Consider the following 17,138-nt stretch of genomic DNA (forward strand, 5'->3'; position numbering starts at 1 on the left):
GGCCCCGAAAGGGGCCGTTGTCTTTTGCGAGGAACTTCAGGGCATCTGAAAAACACGAGCAAACAAAAAGGCCGCCTTGCGGCGGCCCTTGTCCTCGACGCATGCGGATTACCCTCAACCGTTCGGGATCAACGTCTCGATCACATGTTCCACGTAGGCCTCGAAATCCTCGCGGGCCTGCTTGGGTTGCTGCAGTTGCAGTGACAGCTGCAGGAAACCGACGTAGGCCGCGTAGGCAAGGCGCGCGCGGTGGCGGGCATCGGTGGAGCTGAGGCCGGCCTGGCGAAAGGAGGCGATCAGGTATTCCATGCGGCGCTGCGAAACACGGTCGATGACCGGCCGCACCATCGGGTTGTCCAGCGCCTTGAGCAGCTCACTGTAAATGACGTGCGGGGTGACTTCGTGCGCCACCAGCTGGAACAGCGCGCGCAGGCGCGTGCGTGGATCCGGCACTTCTTCAAGACTGCCAAACACCTGCTGCTGCTCGACGACCTCCCAGCGCTCCAGTGCTGCTTGCAGCAGCGCGTCGCGCGAAGGGAAATGCCAGTAGAAGCTGCCCTTGGTGACACCAAGACGGCGTGCCAGCGGCTCAACCGCCACGGCGCCCACGCCTTGTTCGGCCACCAGATCCAGGGCTGCCTGTGCCCAGTCGTCCGCGCTCAGGCGGCTGTGTCGTCCGCTGCGGTTCTCCGCAGGTGCTGCTGCTGTGTCGTTCATGCGCAGATTTAACCATACGGCGGGGACTGGTTGCAGTATGCGGCTGACGAAAGGTACAGCCTGGCTGTCCCCGACGATCCGCCGCAAGCCCCGGCGGGCCGCCCATTTCCCATCCATACCGGGCAGTATTGACAGCCCGCAACCGCATCCATACCATCGCGTATGGCATCCACTACTCTTTTAAGCATGCATAGCGAAGACATCCGCCTTGAAGGTGCCAACGGCGCTGTGCTTGCCGCCACCCGTTCCAGCGGCAAACGCACCCCCATTGTGTTCGCCCATGGCTTTGGCCAGACCCGGGGCGCGTGGACCAGCACTGCCGAAACCATGGCGGCTGCCGGCCATCCCACGCTCAGCTATGACGCCCGTGGCCATGGCGGTTCGGACTGGAATGCAGCCGATCTGCCCTACCACGGCGATCAGTTCACCGATGACCTGATCGTGGTTGCCGGTGAACTGCGCAGCCCGCCGGTGCTGGTGGCTGCGTCGATGGGCGGCCTGTTCGGGCTGATGGCCGAAGCGCGTTGGCCCGGCCTGTTCTCGGCGATGGTGCTGGTGGATATCACCCCGCGCTGGGAAACCCGTGGCGTGGAACGCATCCTCGCCTTCATGAGCGCGCACCCGGAAGGTTTTGCCTCGCTGGAAGCAGCTGCTGACAGCATTTCCGCCTATATGCCGCACCGCCCACGCAAGAGCGAGGATTCGCTGCGCGCGTTGCTGCGGCCGACCACCAGCGGACGCTGGAGCTGGCATTGGGACCCGCGCCTGGTGGAAGAACTGGCCCGCGACAGCGAACAACACCAGGACGCCATCGCCGATGCTGCACGCAAGGTGGGGTGCCCGGTGCTGCTGATCAGTGGCGGCCGCAGTGATCTGGTCTCGCCGCAAACCGTCGAAGAATTCATGACGCTGGTACCGCACGCACAGCATGTGCATCTGCCCGAGGCCACGCACATGGTGGCCGGCGATGACAACAACGCGTTTACCAGCGCCGTGTTGAACTACCTGGACGCCGTGCCCTCGGCCGCTGCGTCCGTCCGAACCGAGCACGTTACCGGAGCAAGTCCATGAGCATTGTCGTTCCCTTCCTGGCCCTGCTGTTGGCAGGTGCCTTCGTTGCCTATCACCGCATGCGGCTGGTGGTATGGACGCTGATCAGCGTGGTGGCCCTGGCCGTCTGCTGGTTTGCCGGCGTCCACCAGACCGCAGTCATCGTCGCCGCCGCCATCGTTGCCCTGGTCAGCGTGCCGGTGTTGCTGCCGTTCCTGCGCAAGCCGCTGATCACCGCGCCGTTCATGGGCGTGTTCCGCAAGGTGCTGCCGCCGCTGTCCAAGACCGAGCGCATTGCCCTGGAAACCGGCTCGGTCGGTTTTGAAGGCGAGCTGTTCACCGGCGACCCGGACTGGAACATCCTGCTCAACTATCCCAAGCCGCAGCTCACCGCCGAAGAACAGGCCTTCCTGGATGGCCCGGTGGAAGAGCTGTGCAAGATGGTCAACGACTTCGAGATCACCCACGTCCACGCCGACCTGCCGCCGGAGCTGTGGGACTACATCAAGAAGAACAAGTTCTTCGGCATGATCATTCCGAAGGAATACGGCGGCCTGGGTTTCAGCGCGCTGGCGCACCACAAGGTGATCCAGAAGCTGGCCTCGGTTTCCAGCGTGGTCAGCTCCACCGTCGGCGTGCCCAACTCGCTGGGCCCGGGTGAGCTGCTCAACCATTACGGCACCCAGGAACAGAAGGACTACTACCTGCCGCGCCTGGCTGTCGGCCAGGAAGTGCCGTGCTTCGGCCTGACCGGCCCGTTCGCCGGCTCCGATGCCACCTCGATCCCCGACTTCGGCATCGTCTGCAAGGGCATGTGGAAGGGCGAGGAAGTGCTGGGCCTGAAGCTGACCTTCGACAAGCGTTACATCACCCTGGCCCCGGTCGCGACGCTGATCGGCATGGCCTTCCGCATGTACGACCCGGACGGCCTGCTCGGCGACACCAAGGACATCGGCATCACCCTGGCACTGCTGCCGCGTGACACCGATGGCGTGGAAATCGGTCGCCGCCACTTCCCGCTGAACTCGACCTTCCAGAACGGCCCGATCCGCGGCAAGGATGTCTTCATCCCGATGAGCCAGCTGATCGGCGGTGCCGAGAAGCGCGGCCTTGGCTGGAACATGCTCAACGAGTGTCTGGCCGTCGGCCGTTCCATCACCCTGCCCTCCACCGCGTCCGGCGGTGCCAAGGCCGGCGCGGTGGTGACCGGCGCCTATGCGCGCATCCGCAAGCAGTTCGGCCTGTCGGTCGGCCGCTTCGAGGGCGTGGAAGAAGCGCTGGCCCGCATCGGCGGCAAGGCCTACAAGATCAGCGCGCTGTCGCAGGCCACCGCCGCCGCCGTGGACCGTGGCGACGTGCCGTCGGTGCCGTCGGCGATTGCCAAATACCACTGCACCAACATGAGCCGCGAAGTCATCTCCGACGTGATGGACGTGATCGGCGGCAAGGGCATCATCCTGGGGCCGCGCAACTTCGCCGGCCGCAGCTGGCAGGCTGCGCCGATCGCCATCACGGTGGAAGGCGCCAACATCATGACCCGCTCGCTGCTGATCTTCGGCCAGGGCGCCATCCTCTGCCACCCGTGGGTGCTGAAGGAAATGAAGGCCGCGCAGGATGAAGACCGCAAGGCGGGCCTGCGTGAGTTCGACCAGGCGCTGTTCGGCCACGTCCGCTTCGGCATCTCCAATGCCGTGCGTTCGCTGTGGTTCGGCCTGACCGGCGCGCGCTTTGGTTCGGCACCGGGTGATGCCTATACCCGCCGCTACTTCCGCAAGCTGGACCGCTACTCGGCCAACCTGGCGCTGATGGCCGACATCTCGATGATGACCCTGGGCGGCAAGCTCAAGTTCAAGGAATCGCTGTCCGGCCGCCTGGGTGATGTGCTCAGCCACATCTACATGACCAGCGCCATGCTCAAGCGTTACCACGACGAGGGCGCACCGAGCGCCGACCAGCCGCTGCTGGCCTGGGCCTTCCACGACAGCGTGCACAAGATCGAGGAATCGCTGTCCGCTGCCCTGCGCAACTTCCCGATCCGCCCGATCGGCTGGCTGATGTGGGCGCTGATCTTCCCGTTCGGCCGCCGCGCCGAGGCCCCGGGCGACCGCCTGAGCCGTCGCGTTGCCGCCTCGCTGATGGCCCCGAACGAAGCCCGTGACCGTCTGGCCCAGGGCGTGTTCCTGACCCCGTGCGAGAACAACCCGGGTGGCCGCATCAACAGCTACCTGGCCAAGGCGATCATGGCCGAGCCGGTGGAGCGCAAGTTCCTCAAGGCACTGAAGACCAAGGGCATCGAGGCATTGACCTTCGCCGCCCAGCTGGACGAGGCCGTGGCCGAGGGCGTGATCTCCCAGGACGAACGCAAGCTGCTGGAAGAGCTGCGCGAGATCACCATGGACACGATCACCGTGGACGACTTCGACGCGCACGAGCTGCGTTCGGCCGGCTACTACGACCTGCCGGGCAAGCAGCGCCCGCAGCCGCAGCAGGCCGCATAAGCCATCGACAACGTCACACTAACGGCGGGCCTGGTGCCCGCCGTTTTCATATCGGGACCGCCCACCATGACCGCGCCACTGCTTTCGCTGTACCACCGCTTCCGCCGCTGGCCTGCCGGCAACTGGCTGTTTTCCCGTGCCGTGTGCTTCAAGGCGCCCTACTTCAGCAGCATCTCGCCGAAGATCACGCTGCTGGAGCCGGGCCGCTGCGAAGGCGTGATCCGCCAGCGGCGGCGCATCAGCAACCACATCGGCACCGTGCATGCGATCGCCATGTGCAACCTGGCCGAGCTGGTTGGCGGGGTGATGGTCGATGCCAGTCTGCCGGCCGACATGCGCTGGATCCCCAAGGGCATGGAAGTGAAGTACCAGGCCAAGGCGCTGGGCGTGCTCAAAGCGGTGGCCACACCCGCACAACCCATCGTCAGCGCGGCCAGTGGCTACGACCTGCCGGTGAAGATCAGCGTGACCAATACCGCCGGGGTGGAGGTATTCCACGCCACCATCGCGATGTGGGTGTCACCGCGCCCGGCGCGCAACGGAGGCTAACCGATGGATACCGCCGAATGGATGGTGCGCCTGGGCGGCCTGCACAGCCTGGGCTTTGCAATGTTCCACCTGGCGTTCTGGCGGGTGTTCGCCTGGAAACGCGAACTGGCCAAGGTCAGCGCCGCCAACCGCGCGATCATGCAGATACTCAACCTGCGCCTGGTCTATGTGTTCCTTGGCATGGGTGTGCTGTCACTGGCCTTCACCCGGGAGCTGCTGGATGCGCCACTGGGCCACGCACTGCTCGGCTTCATGGCGCTGTTCTGGCTGGGGCGCACGGTCGAACAGTTCATCTACCTGCGCATCAACGACTGGCGCGTGCACCTGCTGACCGCCATGTTCGTACTCGGCGCGGTGCTGTACGCCGTGCCACTGTGGCAAGGCGTTTCGCTCTACATCAGCCACTGAGCGCGCTGAGCGTAGCCCGGCGCTGCGGCGATCACAGCGCCCGCAACACCAGCGCCAGAATCGCCGGGACGGCCTGGATGTAGAAAATGCGCGGGCTGACGCTCCAGGCCCCATAAGCGCCGGCCACCACCACGCAGCCCAGCGAGAAGGTCACCAGCAGCGGCGCCTGCAACGCCAGACCAATGAAGATGCCGGCAGCGAGAAAGCCGTTGTACAGCCCCTGGTTGGCCGCCAGCACGCGCGTGGCCTGCGCTTTCTCGGGCGTGTTGCGGAAGGTCTTCAGCCCCAGCGGACGCGTCCACAGGAACATCTCCAGCACCAGGAAGTAGACGTGCAGAACGGCGACCAGCAGGGTCAGCGACAGGGCAAGCAGGTACATCGGTATGGCCTCCTTTCATGCAGCATCAACGTAGTGGAACCCTGCCCGTTCAGCGGTCGCGCGGCAGTTTCTTCTCTTCGCGCAGCACGCCCAGCGCCGACAGTGTCATGAATATCGCCATCAGCGTGCCACCGGCAAACACCACGTGCGAGCCAAACAGCGACAGGCCCTTGTGGATCCAGGCCGAGGTCAGGTCGGCGCCGCGATAGATCACGGTGTCGATGGCCGCACCCGCCTTGTACCGCCACTGCCGGTCCACCCGCGTGTAGATGGTCTCGCGCGCGGGCTTGCCCAGCGAGAACTCGCTGGCACGGGTCAACACCTGCACCATCGCCACCATCAGCGGCAACGGCGAGGCCGCCAGCGCCGAGAAGCCGATGATGATGGCAAAACCCGGGATCAACAGCGCCGGGGCGATGCCGAAACGCGACAACAGCCAGCGGGTCAGGCCCAGCTGCACGATCAGCGTCAGGGCGTTCACCGCCAGGTCGATGCGCGAATAGAAGGCCGTGCTGGCGGCCGGGTCGGTGATCATGCGCCGCGCGATGGAGGCCTGCTCGTTGTACAGCGTCGTACCAACGCCCACGCCGAACACCACCATCAAAGCCAGCCAGCGCAGCAGCGGCTCGCGCGCGATCAGCTTCAGGCCATCAAGCACGCTGCCGCCCATCGGCTTCTCGCCGTCGGCCAGTTGCTGCTCCCGCTCGCGCAGCACGGCCCATCGGCGCAGTTGCCAGATGCACAGCACGCAGACCAGCAGGAAACCGGCCGAAACCAGCATCAGGTTGGCGATGCCGACCCGCTGCACCAGCGAGCTGGTGATGATCGGGCCGAGGAAGGCGCCCACCGTGCCCGCCGCACCGATGTAGCCGTAGTAGGCACGCGCCTGCGCGTTGGAGAACACGTCGGCCATGAAGCTCCAGAACACCGCCACCGCGAACAGGTTGAACACGGTGATCCAAAAGAAGAACGCCATGCCCCGGCCGGGCACGCCGCTTTCAAACATCGCGTAGAAAATCAGCAGCGTGACGATGAAGAAGACATACATCACCGGCAGGAACACCCGCCGCGGGAAGCGGCTGACCAGCCAGCCATACAGCGGCTGCATCACCAGCATGATCAGGAACACGCAGGTGAACAGGAACTGCAGGGTGAAATCCTTCAGCGCAATGCCGTGGCTGTCGAACCAGCCGATCAACGACGCCGGGAAGATCGTCTGCAGGTCCGCCGAGGCGGCCATCGCCTCGCGTACCGGGCGCAGCACGTAATAGCCGCTGAGCAGGCAGAAGAAATACAGGAACGACCACAACAGCGCCGGGGATTCACGCAACGCGTCCAGCAGCCGTGCCGCCGGGTGCTTCGCACCGGCAACGCTCATGCAGCACCCCGGACAGGGGGGTAGCGACAGGACGGCGACATCGGGCACTCCGGGGGCTGCAAAGCGCGTAAGTTATCTAATGCACCGCAACATCGCCAGTGTGGAAAGGGATGTCGGTCAACAACACGCCGTTCTATCCTCCAACGCATCAAAAGGGAGATGCCGTGAAGGATTTCGACTACATCATCGTCGGCGCCGGATCCGCCGGCTGCGTCCTGGCCAACCGGCTCAGCGCCGACCCGCAGCTGCGGGTGTTGCTGATAGAAGCCGGGCCGCGTGACTGGCACCCCTTCATCCACATGCCCGCCGGCATTGCCCGGCTGGTCAACAACCGCCGGCTCAACTGGAGCTACGACACCGAGCCGGAGCCGGCCTTGAACCAGCGCCGGTTGTGGTGGCCACGCGGCAAGGTGCTGGGCGGCTCCAGTTCGATCAACGCCATGTGCTACGTGCGCGGCGTGCCCGGCGACTACGACCGCTGGGCGCAGGCCGGCGCCACCGGCTGGGATTGGGACAGCGTGCTGCCGTGGTTTCGCCACAGCGAAGGCAATGCGCGCGGTGCCGATGCACTGCATGGCGACGCCGGCCCGTTGCAGGTCAGCGACCTGCGCCACACCAACCCGCTCAGCCACGCCTTCATCGCCGCCGGACAGCAGGCCGGGCATGCGCGCAACGACGACTTCAACGGCCCCCGGCATGAAGGCGTTGGCCTTTATCAGGTCACTCAAAAGGACGGCGCGCGCTGCTCGTCGGCTGCTGCCTATCTGGCGCCGGTGCGCCAGCGCGCGAATCTGCAGGTGTTTACCGGCGCCGTGGTCGAGCGGGTTCAGATCGACAACGGCCGCGCGAGCGGCGTGGTGCTGCGTGCGGGCGGCCAACGCCAACACCTGCAGGCCACGCGCGAAGTGCTGCTCAGTGCCGGGGCGATCAATTCGCCGCAACTGCTGATGCTGTCCGGCATTGGCCCGGCCGATCACCTGCGCGGTCACGGCATTGACGTGCAGCTCGACCAACCCGGCGTGGGCAGCAACCTGCAGGATCACCTGGACATCTGCACGCTCTACCGCACCGTGCCCGGCGTCAGCTACGACCGTCTCAGCGAGCTGAAGATCGGCTTGGACTACTTCCTGCGCGGCCGCCGCGGCGCCGGCACCAGCAATGTGGCCGAGGCCGGCGGTTTCGTGCGCTCGCGTTTCGCCCCGGACGAACGCGCCGACATCCAGTTCCACTTTGTTCCGGCCATGCTCGACAACCATGGCCGCCACCGTCTTCCCGGCGACGGCTACACCCTGCACGCCTGCTACCTGCACCCGCGCAGCCGTGGCCACATCGCCCTGTCCAGCAATGAGCCACAGGCACCGGCACGCATCCACGCCAATTATCTGAGCGATGCCGAGGGCTTTGACCTGAAGATGATGATCGAGGCCGCACGCCTGAGCCGCGACATCCTGCAGCAACCGGCGTTCGCCCCCTGGCGCAAAGCGCCCCTGCTCCCCGAGCACGACAACCTGGACGACGCCGGCCTGGAAGCCTTCATCCGCGCCAAGGCCGAAACCATCTACCACCCGATCGGCACCTGCCGCATGGGCAGCGATGACAGCGCCGTGGTTGACCCGCAACTGCGGGTGCGTGGCATCGAGGGCCTGCGCGTGATCGACGCTTCGGTAATGCCGGCCCTGCCCAGCGGCAACACCAACGCACCGACCATCATGATTGCCGAGCGCGCGGCCAGCCTGATTCTCAACAGCGGGATGTTGTAGCGCAGCGCCATGCTCCGCTGCTGTATTGCGGGCAAAGCCCTTGCCGAGCATGGCTCGGCACTACGTGGGCCTCGTTGGCACCGTGCAGACTTCTCATGTAGAGCGGAGCCATGCTCCGCTGCTGTACTCCTAGTAAAGCCCTTGCCGAGCATGGCTCGGCACTCCTGCTCCAGCACGTTCAATGCACCTGAAGCGACGCCGGCAGCGGGCAATGCAGCGTCGCGCAGAGGGTGCGCAGCAGCTCGGCTTCGGCCACGTTGACGCGCTGGTTGTGGCTGATGGTGGCAGTCACCGATTCAACCAGCAGTTGCTTGGCCAGCGGATCCAGTGCATCCAGCGGCTCCCACACCGCATCCAATGCCAGCACACCGTTGGCCGGCGGCGCATACGGCAGGTGATCCTGCGGCAGGATGCGCTGCAGCCCGGCCAGATAGGCACGGCGCGCACCGGCTTCATCACCCGGGTTGCCCGCACGCGCCACCACCGCCAGCAAGGTGGCGAACTCCTGGCGCACGCCAACCACTTTGCGGCGACCGAAGTGCAGATGTTTTGACGGCGCCAACGCCGCCTGCACCTGCACCCGCAACAAGCGCGACAGGCAGTACTCGAACAACGAAATGCGGCCATCGGCATGGCTGAGCGTATCGATGCACTGCACGAAGGCCTGCAGCTGTGGTCGCGGCAAGCTGCGCAATGTCGGGAAGGCCAAGGAGGCCAGCGGCAGCCGCAGCGCCGCGTGCAGGCCACGCAGCGGACCGGCGGCCAGCTCCTGCATGCGTTGCGCCTGCAACGCGCCCAGTTGCGCCTGGACGGCCTCGCGCTGGCCTGCCGCCACCGTTGCATCGGCATCGAGCAACAGCGCCAGCAACAGCGCAGGCGCGGCTTCACGGTCGCGTGCGTGTTCGCGCAAGGCCTGCGGCAGGCTGCCGGCCAACCGCACCGCCTGCTGATAATCATCGTCGGCCGGTGCCGCCACCTGTGCGGCGACCTGCGCAGGATCCACCCGCACGGTGTACGGCGTGCCGGGCAGCGCCGTTGGCACCCGCGCATCCACACTCGGCGCGTAATGCGCGGCCAGGCCCAGGGCGCGGTCTTCGGCCAGACCATCGGGCGGCGTCGCCAACCAATTGCCACGCAGCGCCTGCAAGTGTGAGGCGCGGAAGGAGGGCTGCAGCCGCTGGATGCGTTCAAGCAGGGGCGGATGCGTGGCGAACCAGCGCGAAAAACCCAGGCCTTCGCCGAACAACATGTGGCTGACTTCCTCGGCATCGGCGCGATTGCCCAGATACGAGCCGTCCGGCAAACCACCAATCTTCTTCAAGGCGCCGGCCAGGCCCTGCGTCTGCCGGGTGAACTGCACCGCCGATGCATCGGCCAGCAGTTCGCGCTGGCGTGACACCGCCGCCTTGATCAAGCGGCCGAAGAACACGCCGATGCTGCCGATGGCAATTGCCACGACGCCGGCCACCAGCAACGCCACTACCGGACCCAGGCTTCGCCCACCGCGCCCACGCGCGCCGGTGCCCATGTGCAGCAGCACACGCCGGCCGATCACGCTGATCATCAAAATGCCGAACAGCACGCCCATCAGGCGGATGTTCAGGCGCATGTCACCGTTGAGGATGTGGCTGAACTCGTGGGCGATCACGCCCTGCAACTCGTCACGATTGAGCCGCTCCAGCGTGCCGCGCGTGACCGCGATGGCAGCGTCGGCCGGCGAGTAGCCCGCCGCGAATGCATTGATGCCCGGTTCCTGTTCCAGCACATACAGACGCGGCATCGGCACGCCGGAGGCAATCGCAATTTCCTCCACCACATTGCGCAGCCGCCGCAATGCAGGGTCGCTGCTGCTGGCGGGCACTTCGGTGCCGCCCATCTGCACCGCCACCACTTCACCACCGCCGCGCAGGCTGGAGATGCGGTACAGCGAGGCCAGGCTGATCACCGCCAGGGTCAGTACGCTCGACCACAGCATCGCCTGCGGGCTGCGGCTGATGAACAGCAGCACCATTACGTCCACCACCGCGACGATGGCGATCACCGCCACCGCGAACAGCAGCAACAGGCGCGCCGAATTCCGCCGCGCCTGTGCCTGGTGTTCAAAGAAATTCATCCCCTTCCCCCTGCTGCCGCCAGCCGGTGCAGTGCGCGCAACGCCGATCCAGCGCGCTTCAGAACTGAACCCTGGGTGCCTCACGCACCTGCTCACGCTTCTCCAGCGGAATATCCAGCAAGGCGGCAGTGGTGAAATTGAACATGCCGGCCAACACATTGGCCGGGAACGTCTCGCGCCGATTGTTGTAGCCCATCACCGCATCGTTGTAGGCCTGCCGGGCGAACGCGACGCGGTTCTCGGTGCTGGCCAGTTCTTCGCTCAACTGCATCATGTTCTGGTTGGCCTTCAGCTCCGGGTAGGCCTCGGCCACCGCCATCAACCGCCCCAGCACGCTGTTCAACTGCCCTTGCGAGGCAGCCAGCTGCGCCATCGCCGCTGCATCACCCGGGTCGGCCTTGGCCGCGGCCAGACCTGACTGCGCCGCACTGCGGGCGGCAATCACCGCCTCCAGCGTCTGCCGCTCGTGGCCCATGTAGGCCTTGGCGGTCTCCACCAGGTTGGGGATCAGGTCAAAACGGCGCTGCAATTGCACGTCGATCTGGGCAAATGCGTTCTTGTATGAATTGCGGGAACGCACCAGCCCGTTATAGATGCCGATCCCCACGCCCATAACTGCGATAACCACCACAAGAAAAACAAGAAATATCAACGTGATGCCCATTCATCCTCTCCCCGTTTGTGCAATCGTAAAAAGCAGCGCTAGAATCCATTCCAGCAGTAGCTTACAGGCACGGATCACGATGAAAGACAACAGCAGACGCCGGCGCATCCGTCCGGTGGCATCGGGGTTGCTGGGGGTGTTGATGCCCTTTGCATTGTCATCGACCGCGCAGACGCCGGCCCAGGCGGGCCTGCCCACTGCCGCACCGGCCGCCGCCGCATTTCCAGTCAACCTGGAAAACGCCCCGACCCAGTCGCCCACCCAGCCGATGCCCTACCGGGTAGCGCTGCGTCCGGACCAGGTACAGCCGCTGCCTGCCGAATTCAACGTGGCTGCCATCGAGTCGCTGGCCGAACAGCTGACCTACGGCAACCGCGTCCCGGGCATGGCCATGGCCATCGTCCAGAACGGGCGCATCCTGTCCGCACGCGGCTACGGCGTTACCGACATCAGCAACCCGCAGCCGGTTGATGCCCATACCGTGTTTCGCCTGGCGTCGCTGTCCAAGGCCTTCGCCGGCACCATGGCCGGCCTGCTGGTCAACGACGGCACGCTGCGCTGGGACAGCAAGGTCACCGATTACGTACCGGGCTTCCAATTGGCCAGCCCTGAGGCCACCAACCGGCTGACCGTCGCCGATGTACTCAGCCACCGCGTGGGCTTGCCGTACAACGCCTACGATCGCGACGTGGAAGCCAACGCCGACTACTACACGCTCACCCGGAAGCTGGCCAGCGCCCCGCTCAAGTGCGAGCCGGGCGATTGCTACGCCTACCAGAACGTGGCCTTCAGCCTGATCGGCGACGTGGTGTTTGCCGCCTCCGGCAACTTCTACGAGCAGGCGGTGGAAAAGCGCCTGCTCAAGCCGCTGGGCATGGACGATGCCAGCCTTGGCCTGGCCGGCATCCAGGCCAGCTCGCGTTGGGCACGGCCGCATGTGCGCAGCCGCAACGGCTGGGTGTCGCTGACGCCCAAGCCCACTTACTACCGCGTTGCACCGGCGGCGGGTGTCAATGCCAGCGCCAGCGACATGGCGCAGTGGCTGCTCGCCCAGACCGGCCATCGCCCCGATGTGTTGCCGGCACCGTTGCTGGCTACGCTGCATGCGCCGCTGGTCAGCACGCCGGGCGAGATGCGCTCGGGCTGGCGTCACCAGCGCCTGGATTCGGCTGGCTATGCACTGGGCTGGCGCGTGTTCGATTACTCCGGCCATTCCGTGGTGTTCCATGCCGGTGCCGTGCAGGGCTATCGCGGCCTGGTGGCATTGCTGCCCGAACGCGACCTCGGCATTGCGGTGATGTGGAACGGCGAAAGCAGCCTGCCTTCCGGACTGATGCCGACCATCCTTGACCGCGCCATCGGCCTGCCCAGCCAGCGCTGGCTCGACGTGGACACCGACTTCGGCAGCGACAACCTGATGGCCGAGGACGCCGCACCGGCACGCGGCGGCAAAAAGGGCGCATCGTCGGATCGCGCAGTGGCCTCGCCACGCTGAGCAGGCGCCGGTTGATGATGCAAGCAAAGGGCGGCCACTGGCCGCCCTTTGCATATCCGGCAGGCAAACGTACCGCCGGCATGGAAGAACAACGGCACAGCACGGCCACGCAGCGCCGAAGATAGATAACCTTGAGTTCCCGCATCAAGCCGCTCCCCTTGCAGGAGAGCGGTTCGGAAGGGAGAAGAGCAAGCGTGCGACTGCCTGGGCAAACCAAGCTTTGCACTCACCACTTTTCTTCCTGCCGGCCTGCTCCGCCTCCAAGTGGGGAGGAGAGCAACTGCGCACTTGCGGTGATCCGCTCTCGGCAAGGCAGCGGCCAAACATGGCTCGCCACTACGTGCCGGCCCTCACCCTGCATGGCGGCGCAACGCACCAGACTGCCCCGGCAACCCGAGCAGTCGACAGCACCATCGGCGCATAAAAAAACTCCCTCCCCGCTGGGCAGTCGGGGAAGGAGTTTCAGGTGCAGCTATTGGCGCTGGATCAGATCAGCGGCGCCGGGGTAGCCGGCAGCGCGACCGGAGCGGCCTTCTTCTTGCGAGCAGCCGGCTTCTTCTTCGCGGCAACCTTCTTCACGGCCTTCTTGACAGTCTTCTTGGCCGCAGCCTTCTTGACGGTCTTCTTGGCAGCAGCCTTCTTGGCTACTTTCTTGGCAGCCTTCTTGACGGTCTTCTTGGCAGTAGCCTTCTTGGCTACCTTCTTGGCAGCCTTTTTGACGGTCTTCTTGGCCGCAGCCTTCTTGACGGTCTTCTTCACTGCCTTCTTGGCAGTCTTCTTGGCGGCCTTCTTGACGGTCTTCTTGGCCGCAGCCTTCTTGACGGTCTTCTTGGCAGCAGCCTTCTTTGCGGTCTTCTTCACTGCCTTCTTGGCAGTTGCCTTCTTGGCAACCTTCTTCACTGCCTTCTTGGCAGTTGCCTTCTTGGCGACCTTCTTCACTGCCTTCTTGGCGGTTGCCTTCTTGGCGACCTTCTTCACAGCAGCTTTCTTGGCAACTTTCTTGACCGCCTTTTTGGCGGCCGGCTTTTTAGCAGCTTTTTTCGTGGCCATGGGATGGTTCCTCGTCAGTGATCTATGGAATTGAAATGCCCAGTTGAAGCAAATCCGCGGCGAGCCGCGGAGGACCGACGACGCGTCCTGCGCGTCGTGACGGATACAGAAACACCCGCAACGGTTCCCGCTACGGGTGCCATGTCTGATTCGGGGGGGTGTTTCGCGGAAGGAAGCGAGTCCTGATCCACCATTAAAGAGATCCTGGCGGACGTCCAAGTTGTGCTTCGCGTCTGAATGTTGATTCGGCTCACTCGCTTCCGCAGGAAAGGTCTGCTGGGCGAAACCTAATCACGGTTTTTTTTACTGTCAACAGTCTGCGTGATTTTTTTTTCAGGAAGGCGCCAGGCTGCCTGCTCGTTCCCAACAGGTTATGGGCGGGTGACCGTACCCATTCCTGCCATGCCAAAGCACTCGACAAAAACACGAATGCAAAAAAACGTCGAGGAAAACGCACTTTTCTTTCATTGCGCCGAAGTCGTGGTGTATTGAAACGTAGCTGCGCGCGTCGTGTTTCCATCCCGGCCGCGGCACCGGAACACGGCATGCCAGGCCAAGAAAATATTTCATCCGCCGGTCATGCATTGCGGTGCACGACGATCATTTTGCGCAGAATTTTTTGCACCGTTTCCGCGCTCCGGCATGGCCGCCTGCCATGCGTGCACCGCCCCGCGCGTGGTTGGCAGTGCGCTTGGCGTGCGCTGTACCCATCGTTTTCATCACACGGCGATGACATCGTTCGCGCGCTGAAGGTGCAACGCAGTCACCCGGCAATCGCCACCGGCACATGCATCGCACCCATGCTTCGCGCCGCTGCCGGCGGGCAAAAAAAAACGGCCACCGGAGGTGGCCGTTTTCTCCAGCACGGAGAACTCAGTGCTCGTCGTCTTCCAGCACCTGGGCGTAATCGTCCGGGCCCAGCAGATCATTCAACTGCTCCGGCTCGGAAAGCTCGACCACGAACAGCCAGCCGTCGCCGTAGGCATCTTCGTTGATGGTTTCCGGCTTGTCGGTCACCGCTTCGTTGACTTCGACCACGGTGCCGGACACCGGGCTGTAGACGTCCGATGCGGCCTTCACCGACTCGACCACGGCAGCGCCGTTGCCGGCCTGCACGGTGTCACCGACTGCCGGCAACTCGACGTAGACCAGGTCGCCCAGCAAGCCCTGGGCATGGTCGGAAATACCAACGGTGACGCGGCCATTGCCTTCGGCACGGGCCCACTCGTGGGACTTGAGGAATTTGAGGTCGCCTGGGATCTCGCTCATGGAACTGCTCCGGAAAAAGCGGTGGTCGGGATGGAACGCTAGTTTAACGAACCGGGCGAAGGGTAGCGCCTGCGCCCGGCCTTGCAAACAGTCAGAGGTTGATGCCGGCCTGCGCCTGGCCATCGCGTACGAACGGGAACTTCACCACGCGCACCGGCACTTCCTTGCCACGGATGTCCACGCGCACGTTGCCCGGTTCACCGGCCGGCACGCGGGCGAAGGCGATGGCCTTGCCCAGCGTCGGCGAGAACGTGCCGGACAGGATCTCGCCTTCGCCATTGGCGGTGAGCACCTTCTGCCCATGGCGCAGCACGCCCTTGTCGTCCATCACCACGCCGATCATCTGGCGTGCGTTGCCGGCAGCCTTCTGTGCTTCCAGCACGGCACGGCCGATGAAGGCACGTCCCTCGTCCAGTGACACCGTCCAGGACAGCGCGGCTTCGTATGGGCTGACGGCCTCGTCCATGTCCTGGCCGTAAAGATTCATGCCCGCTTCCAGACGCAGCGTGTCACGCGCGCCCAGGCCCGCCGGCTTGACGCCCGCAGCAAGCAAGGCATTCCAGAAGGTGATGACATTGGCTTGCGGCAGCAGCACTTCGTAACCATCCTCGCCGGTGTAGCCGGTACGCGCGACGAACAGCGGCACGCCATCGGCGGAGCTGACATCCAGCGCCGCAAAGCGGCCCAGCTTGTCCAGTGCGGCACGGTCGGATTCGGCAACCAGCCCGGCGACCAGCGCGCGCGCCTGCGGCCCCTGCACGGCAATGATGGCCAGGTCTTCGCGCTCAATCACTTCCACATCGAACGCGGCAGCATGCTGGCGGATCCAGGCCAGGTCTTTTTCGCGGGTGGAGGCGTTGACCACCATGCGGAAGAAATCATCGCCCAGGAAGTAGACGATCAAGTCGTCGATCACCCCACCCTGTGCGTTGAGCATGCACGAGTAAAGTGCCTTGCCGGTGACCTTGACCTTGTCGATGGAGTTGGCCAGCAGTTGGCGCAGGAACTCGCGGGTGCGCGCGCCCTTCAGGTCCACCACGGTCATGTGGCTGACGTCGAACATGCCGGCGGCATTGCGCACCACATGATGCTCATCGATCTGCGAGCCGTAATGGATCGGCATGTCCCAACCGCCGAAGTCGACCATCTTGGCGCCGAGCGAGCGGTGGGTTTCGTTGAGCAGGGTTTTCAGGGTCATGGCCGTTCCACTAAAAAAGGGTGCGCCATTATCCCAGATGGTTACGGCTAAAACCTGCGGCACCGCCACACGGGGCCGCAGTCAGGTCAGGCCTGCTGGACTTTCAAGGCCGTACCGTCCACCGCAATCACCCGCACGCGGCTGCCACTGGGCATCCCACTGCGCGGCGCCGCCCTTTGCACGCCCGATGCCATCCACGCCCCTCCACGGCATGTCAGCTGTCTTTGTGATTGCCGATGGACTGCAGCCGGCTTCGCGTCCGAGGCCGCTCCTACGCTGCCGGGATGGCGGATCAGATCGTGACGCGGCCACGCAGGATGTCGACGAACATCACCCAGTCGCCAGCAAATGAATAGAACGGGTGCCTGAAGGTCGCCGGCCGGTTCTTCTCGAAGAAAAAATGCCCGACCCAGGCAAACCCATAACCGCAGAACAGTGCCGCCAGCAGCCATGCACCGCTGCGTTGCCAGAGCGCCATCGCCACACACGCAAGCACGCCCCAGCTGCCGATGAAATGCAGCCGCCGGCTCACCCGGTTGCGATGTTCCTGCAGGTAACAGGGATAGAACTGACGGAAACTGCTGAACCGTGCCATGGCCTCTGCTCCCGG

Annotated in this window: 15 protein-coding genes; 6 read left to right on the forward strand and 9 right to left on the reverse strand. The window is 64.7% G+C overall.

Going from position 1 to position 17,138, the window contains the following annotated elements; genetic code table 11:
* Positions 1-114: 114 nt before the first annotated feature.
* Entirely contained in the window at positions 115-717 is a 603-nt protein-coding gene (locus tag ACVOLO_RS14255) for a TetR/AcrR family transcriptional regulator (RefSeq protein WP_481570972.1), read from the reverse strand.
* 162 nt (positions 718-879) lie between these two features.
* Between ACVOLO_RS14255 and ACVOLO_RS14260 the strand changes: the two genes are divergently transcribed.
* The 4 genes from ACVOLO_RS14260 to ACVOLO_RS14275 all read left to right on the forward strand — a co-directional run bounded on the left by ACVOLO_RS14260 (position 880) and on the right by ACVOLO_RS14275 (position 5,222).
* Positions 880-1,788, forward strand: a complete 909-nt coding sequence (locus tag ACVOLO_RS14260; protein ID WP_481570973.1) for an alpha/beta fold hydrolase — start codon at positions 880-882, stop codon at positions 1,786-1,788.
* Entirely contained in the window at positions 1,785-4,265 is a 2,481-nt protein-coding gene (locus ACVOLO_RS14265; RefSeq protein WP_481570974.1) for an acyl-CoA dehydrogenase, read from the forward strand. The genes ACVOLO_RS14260 and ACVOLO_RS14265 overlap by 4 nt, the downstream gene beginning before the upstream one ends.
* Positions 4,266-4,331: 66 nt before the next feature.
* Entirely contained in the window at positions 4,332-4,814 is a 483-nt protein-coding gene (locus ACVOLO_RS14270; protein ID WP_481570975.1) for a hotdog fold domain-containing protein, read from the forward strand.
* Between the two features lie 3 nt (positions 4,815-4,817).
* Positions 4,818-5,222 (forward strand): hypothetical protein, encoded by a 405-nt coding sequence (locus ACVOLO_RS14275; protein ID WP_481570976.1) that lies wholly within the window; start codon positions 4,818-4,820, stop codon positions 5,220-5,222.
* A 31-nt stretch (positions 5,223-5,253) separates the two neighbouring features.
* On the opposite strand, the gene ACVOLO_RS14280 is transcribed toward ACVOLO_RS14275, so the two are convergent.
* Together ACVOLO_RS14280 and ACVOLO_RS14285 are read right to left on the reverse strand one after the other, a co-directional pair.
* Positions 5,254-5,601 (reverse strand): DUF1304 domain-containing protein, encoded by a 348-nt coding sequence (locus tag ACVOLO_RS14280; protein WP_481570977.1) that lies wholly within the window; start codon positions 5,599-5,601, stop codon positions 5,254-5,256.
* 49 nt (positions 5,602-5,650) lie between these two features.
* The gene (locus ACVOLO_RS14285; RefSeq protein WP_481570978.1) at positions 5,651-6,979 is read right to left on the reverse strand and encodes an NTP/NDP exchange transporter; all 1,329 of its coding nucleotides are present in this window, start codon (positions 6,977-6,979) and stop codon (positions 5,651-5,653) included.
* 164 nt (positions 6,980-7,143) lie between these two features.
* Between ACVOLO_RS14285 and ACVOLO_RS14290 the strand changes: the two genes are divergently transcribed.
* Positions 7,144-8,739 (forward strand): GMC family oxidoreductase, encoded by a 1,596-nt coding sequence (locus ACVOLO_RS14290; RefSeq protein ID WP_481570979.1) that lies wholly within the window; start codon positions 7,144-7,146, stop codon positions 8,737-8,739.
* Between the two features lie 178 nt (positions 8,740-8,917).
* On the opposite strand, the gene ACVOLO_RS14295 is transcribed toward ACVOLO_RS14290, so the two are convergent.
* Both ACVOLO_RS14295 and ACVOLO_RS14300 read right to left on the reverse strand, forming a co-directional pair.
* Entirely contained in the window at positions 8,918-10,852 is a 1,935-nt protein-coding gene (locus ACVOLO_RS14295) for a M48 family metallopeptidase (RefSeq protein WP_481570980.1), read from the reverse strand.
* Positions 10,853-10,910: 58 nt separating this feature from the next.
* A complete protein-coding gene (locus ACVOLO_RS14300; RefSeq protein ID WP_481570981.1) occupies positions 10,911-11,516 on the reverse strand; it encodes a LemA family protein in 606 nt (201 codons plus the stop codon).
* 79 nt (positions 11,517-11,595) lie between these two features.
* Here ACVOLO_RS14300 and ACVOLO_RS14305 point away from each other — a divergent pair, with 79 nt between their 5' ends.
* Positions 11,596-13,011: a serine hydrolase domain-containing protein gene (locus ACVOLO_RS14305; RefSeq protein WP_481570982.1), complete on the forward strand. Its 1,416-nt coding sequence runs from the start codon at positions 11,596-11,598 to the stop codon at positions 13,009-13,011.
* A 486-nt stretch (positions 13,012-13,497) separates the two neighbouring features.
* On the opposite strand, the gene ACVOLO_RS14310 is transcribed toward ACVOLO_RS14305, so the two are convergent.
* The 4 genes from ACVOLO_RS14310 to ACVOLO_RS14325 form a co-directional block, all read right to left on the reverse strand.
* Positions 13,498-14,280: a hypothetical protein gene (locus tag ACVOLO_RS14310; protein ID WP_481570983.1), complete on the reverse strand. Its 783-nt coding sequence runs from the start codon at positions 14,278-14,280 to the stop codon at positions 13,498-13,500.
* 654 nt (positions 14,281-14,934) lie between these two features.
* Complete coding sequence (gene gcvH, locus ACVOLO_RS14315) at positions 14,935-15,330, reverse strand: glycine cleavage system protein GcvH (RefSeq protein ID WP_481570984.1); 396 nt, start codon at positions 15,328-15,330, stop codon at positions 14,935-14,937.
* A gap of 91 nt (positions 15,331-15,421) precedes the next feature.
* Positions 15,422-16,528 carry a glycine cleavage system aminomethyltransferase GcvT gene (gcvT, locus tag ACVOLO_RS14320; RefSeq protein ID WP_481570985.1) on the reverse strand — a complete coding sequence of 369 codons (1,107 nt, stop codon included), beginning with the start codon at positions 16,526-16,528 and terminating at the stop codon, positions 15,422-15,424.
* Positions 16,529-16,820: 292 nt separating this feature from the next.
* Positions 16,821-17,123, reverse strand: a complete 303-nt coding sequence (locus ACVOLO_RS14325) for an Mpo1-like protein (protein WP_481570986.1) — start codon at positions 17,121-17,123, stop codon at positions 16,821-16,823.
* Positions 17,124-17,138 lie beyond the last annotated feature (15 nt).

It is taken from the genome of Stenotrophomonas sp. STEN056, assembly GCF_056759635.1.